The sequence below is a fragment of the Cryobacterium sp. TMT2-14 genome, from assembly GCF_004402465.1.
Lineage (GTDB): Bacteria > Actinomycetota > Actinomycetes > Actinomycetales > Microbacteriaceae > Cryobacterium > Cryobacterium sandaracinum.
In genome coordinates this window covers 35,912-48,212 of sequence record NZ_SOFV01000035.1, presented here as the reverse complement: position 1 = coordinate 48,212, position 12,301 = coordinate 35,912, and the positions used below count along the sequence as shown (strand labels likewise).

Annotated in this window: 14 protein-coding genes; 5 read left to right on the top strand and 9 right to left on the bottom strand. The window is 67.7% G+C overall.

The genetic code is table 11. From position 1 onward, the window contains the following. Window positions 1-36: 36 nt before the first annotated feature. Complete coding sequence (locus E3O28_RS12460; protein ID WP_134343179.1) at window positions 37-531, bottom strand: MarR family transcriptional regulator; 495 nt, start codon at window positions 529-531, stop codon at window positions 37-39. Between the two features lie 221 nt (window positions 532-752). On the opposite strand from E3O28_RS12460, the gene E3O28_RS16400 reads away from it, so the two are divergent. The 3 genes from E3O28_RS16400 to E3O28_RS12450 all read left to right on the top strand — a co-directional run bounded on the left by E3O28_RS16400 (window position 753) and on the right by E3O28_RS12450 (window position 2,151). Then, the gene (locus tag E3O28_RS16400) at window positions 753-1,013 is read left to right on the top strand and encodes a hypothetical protein (RefSeq protein ID WP_166784817.1); all 261 of its coding nucleotides are present in this window, start codon (window positions 753-755) and stop codon (window positions 1,011-1,013) included. 227 nt (window positions 1,014-1,240) lie between these two features. Further along, on the top strand, window positions 1,241-1,972 hold the full coding sequence (locus E3O28_RS16395) for a glycosyltransferase family 2 protein (RefSeq protein ID WP_166784816.1): 732 nt from the start codon (window positions 1,241-1,243) through the stop codon (window positions 1,970-1,972). Beyond that, the gene (locus E3O28_RS12450; RefSeq protein ID WP_134343181.1) at window positions 1,951-2,151 is read left to right on the top strand and encodes a hypothetical protein; all 201 of its coding nucleotides are present in this window, start codon (window positions 1,951-1,953) and stop codon (window positions 2,149-2,151) included. Before E3O28_RS16395 ends, E3O28_RS12450 begins: the two co-directional genes overlap by 22 nt. A 21-nt stretch (window positions 2,152-2,172) precedes the next feature. On the opposite strand, the gene E3O28_RS12445 is transcribed toward E3O28_RS12450, so the two are convergent. Then, the gene (locus E3O28_RS12445; protein ID WP_104100065.1) at window positions 2,173-2,703 is read right to left on the bottom strand and encodes a pyridoxamine 5'-phosphate oxidase family protein; all 531 of its coding nucleotides are present in this window, start codon (window positions 2,701-2,703) and stop codon (window positions 2,173-2,175) included. 74 nt (window positions 2,704-2,777) lie between these two features. Between E3O28_RS12445 and E3O28_RS12440 the strand changes: the two genes are divergently transcribed. Beyond that, window positions 2,778-3,671 (top strand): NAD-dependent epimerase/dehydratase family protein, encoded by an 894-nt coding sequence (locus E3O28_RS12440; RefSeq protein ID WP_134416226.1) that lies wholly within the window; start codon window positions 2,778-2,780, stop codon window positions 3,669-3,671. Window positions 3,672-3,730: 59 nt separating this feature from the next. On the opposite strand, the gene rbsD is transcribed toward E3O28_RS12440, so the two are convergent. The 6 genes from rbsD to E3O28_RS12410 all read right to left on the bottom strand — a co-directional run bounded on the left by rbsD (window position 3,731) and on the right by E3O28_RS12410 (window position 9,612). Next, window positions 3,731-4,114: a D-ribose pyranase gene (rbsD, locus tag E3O28_RS12435; protein ID WP_104100063.1), complete on the bottom strand. Its 384-nt coding sequence runs from the start codon at window positions 4,112-4,114 to the stop codon at window positions 3,731-3,733. Further along, on the bottom strand, window positions 4,111-5,034 hold the full coding sequence (locus tag E3O28_RS12430) for a ribokinase (protein WP_104170698.1): 924 nt from the start codon (window positions 5,032-5,034) through the stop codon (window positions 4,111-4,113). Before E3O28_RS12430 ends, rbsD begins: the two co-directional genes overlap by 4 nt. Continuing rightward, entirely contained in the window at window positions 5,031-5,975 is a 945-nt protein-coding gene (locus tag E3O28_RS12425; RefSeq protein ID WP_134416224.1) for a substrate-binding domain-containing protein, read from the bottom strand. The genes E3O28_RS12430 and E3O28_RS12425 overlap by 4 nt, the downstream gene beginning before the upstream one ends. A 74-nt stretch (window positions 5,976-6,049) precedes the next feature. Beyond that, window positions 6,050-7,021 (bottom strand): ABC transporter permease, encoded by a 972-nt coding sequence (locus E3O28_RS12420; protein ID WP_104100060.1) that lies wholly within the window; start codon window positions 7,019-7,021, stop codon window positions 6,050-6,052. A 16-nt stretch (window positions 7,022-7,037) separates the two neighbouring features. After that, window positions 7,038-8,546: a sugar ABC transporter ATP-binding protein gene (locus E3O28_RS12415; protein ID WP_104100059.1), complete on the bottom strand. Its 1,509-nt coding sequence runs from the start codon at window positions 8,544-8,546 to the stop codon at window positions 7,038-7,040. 1 nt (window position 8,547) lies between these two features. Continuing rightward, a complete protein-coding gene (locus tag E3O28_RS12410; RefSeq protein ID WP_104100058.1) occupies window positions 8,548-9,612 on the bottom strand; it encodes a LacI family DNA-binding transcriptional regulator in 1,065 nt (354 codons plus the stop codon). 767 nt (window positions 9,613-10,379) lie between these two features. Between E3O28_RS12410 and E3O28_RS12405 the strand changes: the two genes are divergently transcribed. Further along, a complete protein-coding gene (locus tag E3O28_RS12405; RefSeq protein WP_134416222.1) occupies window positions 10,380-11,270 on the top strand; it encodes a DUF222 domain-containing protein in 891 nt (296 codons plus the stop codon). A gap of 76 nt (window positions 11,271-11,346) precedes the next feature. Here the strand turns inward: E3O28_RS12405 and E3O28_RS12400 are convergent, their stop codons facing one another. Continuing rightward, complete coding sequence (locus tag E3O28_RS12400) at window positions 11,347-12,183, bottom strand: SDR family NAD(P)-dependent oxidoreductase (protein ID WP_104100056.1); 837 nt, start codon at window positions 12,181-12,183, stop codon at window positions 11,347-11,349. Window positions 12,184-12,301: the final 118 nt, after the last annotated feature.

The following is a 12,301-nucleotide window of genomic DNA, read 5'->3' as shown; positions in this document are numbered from 1 at the left end:
TTCCGAACGTACCCCGCCACGTCCGAAACGGGAGGCTCAAGAAGCCTTCACGACCGATATTTGAGTTCCAGCAAGTCTTTCTTCCAGGTCGTAGCCGAGCGCCGCAGCGATATTCAGCAGCTGCGCCTCGAGCAGCTCCTGTTCAGCACACGACATTTTCCTCTGAGCTTCGCCGATCCGTGCACGAAAATCACCGTAGATGCTATCCATCAGCGTCTCGCCCGTCGCAGTCAGCTCCAGGAACAGGCTCCGCCGGTCATTCGGGTTGGCAACTCGGCGCACGACATCCCGGGCGACCAACCGGTCAGAGATCGCGGTGACCGCACCCATCGAGAGATCCGTGGAACCGGCCAAAATCTTCGGTGTCACCCGGCCCGCTTCCGAAATTCGAAAAAGAACCCGTATCTCAGAACCCGTGAAGCCATCCTTCGCCGCCATCCCGGCACGCGTCTTGTCCAGCGCTCGAAGCAGAACGACCACCGCAGCAGCAACACCCTCGAGAACCTGGACGGAGCCACTTTCCTTGAACATGGTTTCCTCCCGACATCAACGAAAAGTACTCAGCTGGATCTGCGGCACATTTCCGCCTCCACCCTATCGACGACGTGCATCATCTTCCAACATAAAATAGTTTGAAATTCAAACTGATCGCTATATATTACTCTCCGACGCCAATTCTTAGGGCATCGTCCGATCTCTGCTGAACCACCACGTGGCGCTTCAGGGTCCGCTGAGAGACAGGGTCTATTTCCATGAACGAGTACCGTCTGACCGTGAGTGGCGACCGTTACGTTGTCGACACCGACGATGACCTGGCAGCATGGAAAACCTCCGTGGCCGACGCGGTGCAGCGCGGTGGAGGATTCATCAATGTGATCAATTCCGCCGGGTTCTTGACTACGCTTCTGATCACTCCGAACTCGACCGTCACGCTGCAACAAGTCCGCTCCCAACGACCGGAGCCCTGGACCCAGCTTCTCGCCGAGGAGGCCTTCACCTACGAGGACTTCTAGCTCTCCGAACTGGTGTCTTCGGCAACTCCTCAGCGGGCCCGTCGCGGCGTACGTTTGTAGTAACAACCCGGGGGACAGATGCCGCAGCCGTGAGTCACACAGCCCGCACCTGGGGCTCACATGCCCGCGCTCCAACCGCGCCGGCACCGCCGGCATCGCCGACAGCGTGCGCTGAGCCCGCTGCCCTCCACCGGACGCCCGGGCGCCGGCTCTGCCTCTCCGTCGCCGTGAAGTTCTGGCTGTCCGTTCTGTTCGCGCTCAGCTGGACCGACGCATCCGTTTGGATCTCGCTGCCGTGGATCCAGGACCTGACCCGCCTGACCGGCGAACCGGCGGCGTGGATCATCGTCTCCCTGGTGGCATTCCTGCCTGGCTTCGTGGTGGCGTTTCCGAGCCTGTCGCTCCTGCTGGATCGCCAGCCGCCGTTCCGGGTCCCCGATCCGGTCACCCCCCTGACCATCATCGTGGCCGCCCGAAACGAGCAGGACGGTCTCCGGGAGGCGATCCGCTGCATCGGCGGGAACGATTACGCCAGCGAGGTGACGGTGATCCTCGCCGACAACGGCTCCGATGACGCTACGGCGCGGTTCGCCAACGTCGCCGCCATCGAATCCGACGTGGACCTGCTGGTCGTGCGGCAACCTGTCCCCGGCAAGTCGAACGCGCTGAACTCCGCACTGACCCACGTGACCACGCCCTATCTGATCACGGTCGACGCGGACACGCTGCTGCACCGGAAGGCCCCGCGCCACCTGATCTCCCGGCTTGAATCCGCCCCGGCAGACACTGTTGCCGTGGCCGGCGCGGTTCTCGTGCGCAACTCCCGCATCAACCTGCCCACCCGCATGCAGGAGTGGACGGGCTGTTCTGGGTGCCCGGCCTCGTGCTGTTCGCCGTCTTCGGCAACACGGCCGTGGTCTCGATCTGGGCGCTGGCCGTGCTTCCGATCACCCTGGTGATCTACGGAAGTCTGCGCATGTTCCAGAGCCGCCGGGTCTTCGGTCCGCTCGGTCTGGAAATGCGACGCAACCGGTTCGGCTACCTGGCCTATCTGCTCGGCGACCAGGTGCTGTGTTCCTACGCGTCACTGGTCGGCTATGTGCAGTTCCTCACCGGGTCCGCCCGCCGCTGGAAGTAGTCCCCCTCAGCCCGAGCGCGCTCAGCCCTCGGCGGGAATCAGGTAGCGGTGGCGCACGTGCCGGCGGCCGGGGTCGGCCTGCCAGAATTCGACCTCGACCGGGCGCAGGGCGTACAGCTGCCAGGTGGGGTTCTCTGATCCGTCGGCGCCGGGCCGTTCGGACCAGTCGGCCGCCGAGGCATCCGTCGACAACTCGGCGACCGGGCCGACCACGCGCACCTGGCGGCCCAGCGCCGACCAGAAGAAATTCATCGCGGCCAACGGATGCTCCGTCAGCTCCCGGCCCTTGCGCGACGCCCGCGAGGTGGCGAAGTGCCAGCCCTCGGCGTCGAGATTCTTGAGGATGAGCATGCGCGACGACGGCATGCCCTCGGCGCCGACGGTCGCCAGGCTGAAGGCGTGCGGCTGGGAAACCCCGGCCGCGAGGGCCTCATCAAGCCACGACCGGAACAGTACAGCCGGGTCGAGTGGCGCCGACGCCGGGTCGAAAATCGGCAGATCGACGGGAAAATCCGGCAGGGAACGCAGCATGCTGCGGAATGATTCGCTCACCCACCGAGCCTACTGCGTCGACTGTCAGCGTTCAGAGAGTGCCGCTAGCGTTGGAAGCAGACAAGAGGAGCGAGATGAAGGTACTCATTGCAGGATGCGGGGACCTCGGCACGGAGGTGGGCCTGCGTTTCGCGGCGCTCGGGCACCGGGTGGTGGGGTTGCGCCGCAACGCGGCCGTTCTCCCCGCCGGTATCGAGGGCCAGTCCGTCGACCTCAGCGCGCACAAGCCGGTCGTGCCGGCCGACACCGAGATCGTGATCGTGGCGATCGCCGCGGGCAACCCCAGCCCCGCGGTCTACCGGGCGGCCTACGTGGACGGTCTGCAGAACCTCCTCGACGCGCTCGACGAGGCCGGCGTCACGCCCCGCCGCGTGCTGCTGGTGTCGTCGACCGCCGTCTACGACGTGTCCGACGAGAGCTGGGTCGACGAGCAGACGCCGGCCAACCCGCGGCCGGGCACCGACGCCATTCTGCTCGAGGCCGAACGGATGCTGCACGCCCGCATCCCCGCGGCTGTCGTCTTCCGCCTGTCGGGCATCTACGGCCCCGGCCGGGAGCGCCTGATCACCCAGGTGCGGAGCGGCCGCACCACCGCGTCGGCCTCGGCCCGCCACACGAACCGCATCCACCGGGATGATGCCGCGGCCGCGATCGTGCACCTGATGCTGCGGGAGGAAGCACCGGCGACCCTCTATCTCGGCGTCGACAGCGCGCCGGTGCGCGGCGGTGAGGTGCTGGCGTTCCTTGCCGAGGAGCTTGGACTGCCGGCCCCTAAGCCCGAGGCACCCGGCGCTCCCGGCACAACGACTGCCGCGCCCACTCGGCCCGTCCCGCGGGACAGCCAGCGCGGAGGCGACAAACGCCTCCGCAACCAGCTGCTGCTGGGCACGGGTTTCACGTTCAGCTATCCGACCTACCGCGAGGGCTACCGGGCCGTGCTGGCCGGCCGGGGCATCCGTCACCCGTAGCTCAACCGGGTTCGGTGTGAACCAATTCGTTCGGGAACGAGACACCTAGAACGAGACGTCTAGAACGAGACGCCGCAGACCAGCGCCGCGTTCGCGAACGGCGTCGCCTCCCCCGAACGGATGAATAGCTTCGCCGAGGCCGACAGGTCCTTCAACTCGGCGTGGCTGATGTACTCGATCGCGTCGAACCGGTCGGCCAGCCAGACCCCGGCGGGGGCGGTTTTCGACTCCTCCGCGGCCACGCAGCGCTGGAACACCATCTCCTCGAGCAGGGCGTCGAGCACCTGCTCGAAGCGCGGCACACCATGCACAAGCGCCAGGTCGATCACGGGAACGCCGGCCGGGATCGGCATGCCGCAGTCCGCGAGGAGAACGACATCCGTGTGCCCGAGGCGGGCCAGGGCGCCGGAGAGGTCGGCGTTCAGGATGCCGCGGCGCTTCATGCGCGTACCAGCGGCAGCTCGTCGGCCAGGGAGGGATACGACGTCTGCGTGCCGCGCGACTGCACTGCGAAGGCACCCACGCGCACGGCCCGGCGCACGGACTCGGACAGGCTCGACCCGGCCGCGAGCTGCGCGCTGAGGGCGCCGACGAATGCGTCGCCGGCGCCCGAGCTGTCCACGGCAACGACCCGTGGCGACGCCAGACTGTGGGTACCGTCCCGGTCGGCGCAGATCGCGCCCTTCGCACCGCGGGTGAGCACGACCGAGGGAACGCCCCAGTCGAGGAGCCGGGCGACGAGCTCGGCGTCCTCGGTGGGGATGACCATTTTCGGGGCGAGCTGCGCGAGCACGAGGGCAGCCTCGTGCTCGTTGACGACCAGCGGGTCGGCCCGACGGATGCTCGCGGCATCCAGCTCGATCACGGGCGCCAGGTTCAGCACCACCCGGCCGGTGGCCAGCCGCATTGCCGCCACGATGCCCTCCGCGGGAATCTCACCCTGAAGCACCACCACGGCGGCCTCCGCGATGACGGTCGCGCTGGCCTCAACGGCCTCCGCGCCCAGCAGTGCGTTGGCGCCGGGGATGATCACGATGGTGTTTTCGCCGTCGGCGGCGACCGTGACGAGTGCCAGGCCGGTCGGGCCGTCCACCGCGCGCACATTCGACAAGTTCACTCCGGAGCGGGTCAGGATCGCAGTCGCGACCTCGGCCTGCGGATCCCGGCCGACCAGGCCGACCATACTCACCGCGGCACCCAGCTGGGCGGCCGCGACGGCCTGGTTGGCTCCTTTTCCTCCGGGGAGGAACTCCATCGACGTTCCGATGAGGGTCTCACCGGGCAGCGGGTGGCGTTCGATGGTGATCAGCTGGTCGACGTTGATCGACCCGACGACGACGACCGTGCTGGCGGAGTAACTCACTTGGCGAAGTCGCCGACATTCGTCTTCGTGACGGAGACGACCTCGACCGGAACGGTCTTCTCGATCGTGTCGCCGGCGATGGCCTTGATGGCCAGTTCAACGGCGAGCTTGCCGAGTTCGGCCGGCTGCTGAGCGATGGTGGCAACCAGGGTGCCTGCCTCGATGGCGGCGAGTCCGTCGGCCGTGCCGTCGAAGCCGACGACCGCGACCTCGGTGCCGGCCCGCGACCCGAGCGCCTGGATGGCGCCGAGCGCCATTTCATCGTTCTCAGCGAAGAGGCCGGTCGCGCCGGGGTTGGCCTGCAGCAGGTTCGTGGTCACGTCGAGCGCGGCGGCGCGGTCGAAGTTGGCGGTCTGCTTGGCGACCACGGTGATGTTCGGGTAGGCCTTCATGCCCTCTTCGAAGCCCTGGCCGCGGTCACGGCTGGCCGAGGTGCCGGAGACACCCTGCAGGTGGATGACGCTGCCCGTTTCGCCCATGGCCTCGGCGAGGGCGTCGGCAGCCTGACGGCCACCGGCCACGTTGTCGCTGGCGACGAGTGAGTTCAGGTCGGCGCCGTTGACCGTGCGGTCGACCCCGATGACCGGAATACCCGCGCTGAGGAGGTCGTTCACGGCGGAGGAGGCTGCGTCGGAGTCCACCGGGTTCACGATGACGGCCTTGGTGCTGCCGGAGGCGGCGGTGGCGAGCTGATTGGCCTGCGTGGCCGAGTCGTTCTGGGCGTCGACGATGTTCAGCTGCACGCCGGCCTCGTCGGCGGCAGCCTGCGCGCCGTCGCGCAGTTCCACGAAGAACGGGTTGTTCAGGGTGGAGACGGCCAGCACGATCTTGGTGCCCGACGCCTCAGACCCGCCACCACGGCCGCAGGCCGTAGTGCCCACCAGAATCAGGGCGGCGGTGGCGGTCAGCACCGCGATTTTGCGAAACGAGGAGGACTTCATTGTGTATTCCTTTGTGGTTATTGATGGGTGAGGAGAAAGGTAGAGGGGGTGACGGATGTCGGCCGCCGGCCTGGTCAGCTGCTGCGGGTCTTGCGGCGGAGCACGTCGACGCCCACGGCGAGGGCGATCACGAGTCCGATCACAACCTGCTGCCAGAACGACGTCACGTTGAGCAGGTTCAGGCCATTGCGGATGACGACGAGCACGAGGGCACCCACGAAAGTGCCTGAGATCTTGCCGAGGCCACCGGCGAGGGAGGCACCGCCGATCACGACGGCCGCGATGGCGTCGAGTTCGTAGCCCGCCGCGGCCTGCGGCTGCGCGGAGTCGAGGCGCCCGGCGAGCAGGAGCCCGGCAAGTGCGGCGAATAGTCCGGCCAGGGCGAAGACGGTGACCAGGATGCGCTTGACCGGCAGTCCCGACAGCCGGGCGGCTTCGGCGTTGCCGCCGACCGCGTACATCGAGCGGCCGATGACAGTCCGGTTGAGCAGGAAGGAAGCGGCCAGGGCGGCGAGCACAAGGATGATGATCGGCATCGGCACCGGGCCCAGGTTGCCGCCGAGGAAGGAGACCTCGGCCGGCGTCGAGATCGGACGGCCGTCGGAGATGACCAGGGTCAGTCCGCGGGCCACGCTGAGCATGGCGAGCGTGGCGATGAACGAGGGCAGCTTGCCGTAGGCGTTGGCCAAACCGTTGATGGTGCCGGCCAGGGCTCCGACGAACAGACCACCCAGGAGGGCGATCCAGCCGGGGAGGCCGGCGCTGGCGAACATCCAGCCCGACGACATGGCCGACAGGGCCGCCACGGCACCCACCGAGAGGTCGATCCCGCCGGCCACGATGACGAAGGTCATCCCGAAGGCCAGCACGGCCACCGTGGACACCTGGATGCCGATGTTGAGCAGGTTCTGCGCGGTCAGGAAGTCGGGAGTCGCGATGAACAGGGCGATGCAGAGAACGACGAGGCCGACGAGGGCGCCGTTGTTGGCGAGGAACTTCTTGTAGTCGAGACCGCGGCGCTTCAACGGCAGGGTTGTGGTGGACATGGTGGCTTCCCTATCTCTATTCGTACTTCTCGTCGACATCGCGGGCGGCGAGTGTCATGACTGCGTCTTGGGTGGCCTCGGCGGCGGTGAGCTCGCCGGCGATCCGGCCGTCGCGCATCACGAGGATGCGGTCGCTCATGCCGAGAATCTCGGGCAGTTCACTGGAGACCATCAGAATCGCTCCCCCGGCCGCCGTGATCGCGTTCATCAGTTCATAGATCTCGACCTTGGCGCCCACATCGACGCCGCGGGTGGGCTCGTCGAGGAGCAGCACCGTGGAGGCGGCGATGATCCAGCGGCCGAACACGGCTTTTTGCTGGTTGCCCCCGGAGAGTGCGCCGATCGACTGGTCGATGGTGTGCATCCGGATGCGCAGTTTCATGGCCACCTCGGCGGCCCGGCTGCGTTGGCCGGCGAAGTCGACCAGACCCAGCTTCGCGGTGGCGGCGAGCGTGGCGTAGCCGAGGTTGTCGTTGACGGATGCGTCGAGCACCAGCCCCTGTCCCTTGCGGTCTTCGGGCACGTGCCCGATGCCCGCTGCGATTGCCGCCTGGATGCTGCCGTTCGGCAGCTGCCGGCCGCGCACGGCGACCGTGCCGGAGGTGTACCGGTCGGCGCCTGCGATCGCGCGGATCAGTTCGGTGCGCCCCGCGCCGACCAGCCCGGCGATGCCAAGCACCTCGCCCGCCTTGACGCTGAAGCTGATGTCGCTGAACGAGCCGGCCGAGGTGAGCTTGTCGACCGTGAGGATCTCGGTCGCCTGGCTCACGTCGCCGGCCGACCGCGGGAAATGGTCTTCGATGTTGCGGCCGACCATCAGCTTCACGAGGTCGTCTTCGGGGGTGGAGGCCGGCACCTCGGCGATGAACTCGCCGTCGCGCAGCACGGTCACGGTGTCGCCGACCTCGGCGATCTCGTCAAGGTGGTGGCTGATGAACAGCATGCCCACCCCACGGCGGCGCAGGTCGGTCATCACGGCGAACAGGCTCTCGGTCTCGTGGCGGGTCAGGGCCGCGGTGGGCTCGTCCAGGATCAGGATGCGGGCGTTGATGCTGAGCGCCTTGGCGATCTCGACCAGCTGCTGCCGGGCGATGCCGAGGTCGCCGACCAGGGTGTCCACGTCGACGTCGAGGCCGATCAGGGCGAGGGCGGCACGCGCCCGATTGCGCAGGGCGCTGCGGTCGACCAGGCCGTGCTTGGTGGGCATCCGCCCCAGCATCACGTTCTCGGCGATGCTCATGGTGGGAACGAGGTTCAGTTCCTGGTGGATCGTGGCGATGCCGAGTTCCTCGGCCGCGCGGGTGGTGGGCAGGGTGACTGTCTGCCCGTCCACCACGATGTGGCCGGCGTCCGGCTGGTACACCCCCGCCATCATCTTGATCAGGGTGGACTTGCCGGCACCGTTCTCGCCCAGCAGCACCTGCACCTTGCCGGCGTAGACGCTGACGGTGACGTCTTTGATGACCGTCACCGGTCCGAAGGTCTTGCCCACGTTCTGCAGGGTGACCAGTGGTTGTTGACTCATGTCAGTTCTTCCTCGGGCTCGGCCCGGATGCGGGTGAAACGGCTGCGGGTGAATCGGGCACTCCTGAGATGGGCGCCGAGGACGACGCCCGGATGATCAGTTCGCTGGGCAGCACCACCGACTCGGGGGTGCCTCCGCCAATGACCTCGAGCAGCATCTTCACGGCGATCCGGCCCATGTCCTCGACACTGTGCGAGATGACGCTGAGCGCCGGGTCGAGCAGGGCGAACCACTCGATGTCGTCGAACGCGATCAGAGCCACGTCCCGGCCGATACGCAGCCCGCGCTTGTGAAGAATGGCGATCGCGCCCACGGCCATCGGGCTGTCGGCGGCGAGCAGGGCGGTGGGCGGCTGGCGCAGTTCGAGCAGCGCGTGCACGCCGGCCGAGCCACTGGCGGCCTGGAAGTCGCCGAAATAGACCAGGTCGGGGTCCTGGCTGAGGCCGAACTCGGCCACCGCGCGAGTGAAGGCGGCGAACCGGTCCCGGCCGGTCGAAATGGCCTGCGGGCCCGAGATGTAGCCGATGCGGGTGTGGCCGGCCGCGGCCAGGTGTGCAACAGCCTGGCGGATGCCGGTTTCGCTGTCCGTGGTCACGCTCGGCACATCGAGGCCGTCCACGGTGCGGTCCACGAAGACGGTCGGGATCTTGCGTTCGATCAGCGAACGGATGCTACCGCTGCCGTCCCCGAGCGGTGCCACGACGATGCCGTCCACTCGCCTGGAGATCAGGGTGTCCAGGTACCGGTCCTGCTGTTCCTTGCGCTCATTCGCGTTGCCGAGCAGCGTGACATAGCCGGCAGCCAGGGCGGCCTGTTCGACCGTGTGGGCGAGGTCGGCGAAGAAGGGGTTGCGCACATCCGACACCAGCAGGCCGATGGACTCGGTGTGGGTGCTGCGCAGGGCGCGGGCCTGGGCGTTGGGCCGGTAGTCGAGCTGGGCGGCCGCGGCGGCGACGCCGGCCCGAGCCGCGGGCGAGGTGGCCGGGCTGCCGGACAGGACCCGGGAGGCCGTGGCCACGGAGACGCCGGCCAGGGCGGCGACATCCTTGATCGTGATGGCAACCATCTCTCACCTCTTCGTGTTCGTGCGGGTATCAATAAAGTCGTGGAATCGTTTCCATGGAAACGATTTCATACTAGGTCCCCGCGAAGGCCGCTGTCAACGAGCCCGGAGGAACAGCGCAGCGAAGTAGCATGCCCGGTACGGCGCGAAGGAGACCATGGAGATTCAGCGAGATACCTACAGAGACGGCACCCTTCTGGGTCTGCTAGAACTCGGACGGATCCATCCGAAAGTCACAGACCTGCCGGTAGCGGACCTGTCGGCGGGGCGACCCGCGTCAGTCCTGGGCCTGGGCCTGTCTGCGCCTCGAAGTCGCGGCCCCGTCGGCGGTCAAGCCCGTCGAGAACCGGCGAGTCAGTCTTCAGGGCTCCCGTGCCACACCGCACCTCCCGGCACGCGTTCGGTAAAGCGGGCGCACGTGAGAGGCTCCGCCGCGGTCCCCAACCTGCGCCACGGCACCGAGCGTTGCTGCCGGTCAGGCCGCGGGCTCAGCGCTGACTCGGTGGCGCCGCGCGGCCAAACAGCCGGGCGGTTGAACAAAGATACGAAACTGCTATCCATAAAAGGTGAGTGACACTCGACTACGTGTGCTCCTTAAGTTATCCTCATAACATGACGAACTCGCGGATGACCTCAGGCAGGCGGCCGACGCCGTCGCCCTGCTGGGCTCCTCGAGCGCCGACCTCGCCGCTCTTCCCGACGCAGTCGTTCTCATCGGTCAGAAGCAGATTGCAGCGGCTCGCCGACTGCTCGACACCCGCGCCGCGTGGATGGCCGCAACCATCGCCCGCCGGTCCCGCCCGGAACTCGGCCACTCGGGGCTGGCCGCGCAGCAGGGGTTCCTCTCGCCCGAGGCCCTGATCCAGAATTGGACCGGCTCATCCAACGGTGACGCGTACAAGCTCGTCGCGGTCGGCACGATGATGGCCGACACCGAGGCGGCCGACAAGCTGGTCGAAGAGGCACTCTCGACGCTCTCGACGCCCGACGCCGACGCCGATGCCGATGCTGTCGACGTCGCGGATGCTGTCGGCGTCGCGGCGTTCACCGCGAGGGTGCCCTGGCAGGCGCCGGTCGCCCGGGGCGTCACCGCCGGCACGCTCTCGGTTGACGCGGCCGAGGCTATCCGGGCCGGGCTCGGCCAGATCGACGCGGCAGTCACCGCGGAGAAGCTCCGGGTGGCCCTCGCGGCGCTCCTCACCGAGGCACCGTCACTGAATGCCGACGAGGTCTTCAAACGGGCCCGCCGGATGCGCGACCGGCTCGATCAGGCCGGCATCACCGCCCGGGAGAAGCAGGCCCACGACGACCGCTACCTGAAGGTCTACCGGCTGAGCAACGGCAACGTGCGCCTGAACGGGCTCTTCGCCCCCGAAGACGGCGAGTTCGTGCTCTCCACCTTCGACTCCATCACCGGCCTGGACCGAAGCCCACCACATCAACGACTGGCTCACAGTCAGCGGAGACACCAACCTCGCCGACGGAGTACTGCTCTGCCACCCGCACCACCTACTGCTGCACAACCAGCACTGGAAGATCACCCGCACCGAAACGCAACACTGGCTGCGGCCACCGGTGGAGAACGGCCCGGAACAGACACTGATCGCACTGCCGAGCAAGCGGGTGGGGCTGTAGGGCGTGGCTCTCGTCCCGGGTCTTGACAGGCTCGACCACCGGCGGGGAATCTCCGAGGGGCGGGTCACCGGGACTCGACAGGCTCGACCACCGGGGCTCGGGTTAGGGGCGACCGGTGAATTTGTCCATGGAGCCGTAGACACCGAAGACCCGACCCGCGACGACGTCCCACAGGGGCAGCGGCAGCAGACCGCGGACCACCTTCGAGAGCACGACCGTCCACGGCATGGTGAGCATGGGCTTGCCCGCGAGCATCGCCTGCCAGACCCGTTCGACCACGTATTCCGGCGTCATCACCGGCGTCAGCAGCGGACCGCGGGCACCCTCGAACATCCCGGTCGAGATGTAGCTGGGGCAGACGGTCGTGACCTTCACGTGCCCGAACCGTTGCTGCTTGAGCTCCAGACGCAGCGAGTCGCCCCACCCGATCAGGGCCGCCTTCGACGCCGCATAGACGCTCATCCGAGGGTTCGAGAGCATCCCGGCCGCCGACGCGATGTTCACGATACGCGACGCACGACCGCGATTGGCCATCATCGCCGGGAGGAACTCCCGGGCGATGTACATCGGCGCGAGCGCGTTGATCTGCATGGTCGGCCGCGTGTCCGCGCCGTTGTCGTGCTCCCAGAAGAAGGCTCCGCGCACGATGCCGGCGTTGTTGATCACGATGTCCGGGTCGCCGACCTCCGTGCGCACCCGCTGGGCGGTCTGGGCGATCGCGCCGAGGTCGGCGATGTCCACGACATACGGGACAACGAGCGTGCCCTCGCCGGCCCGATCGCCGAGGATGCCGGCCGCACGGGTCAGCGCCCCGGCGTCCCGGTCCCAGAGGATCACGGCTTTCGCGCCCTCGGCGACGGCCCGCTCGGCATAGAGGCGGCCCATGCCGCTGGCGGCACCGGTAATGAGCACACGGGCTCCGGAAACGGTTCGAGTCATGGCCCCATCATCCCAAGAAGAAGCGCCGCGTGTTACGTCGGGTTGCGGCCGGCCCAGCAGCATCCGTCTGCCCTCGGCTAACGTCAAGCAACTCTTCCCCTCCCTCGACCGAAAGCCG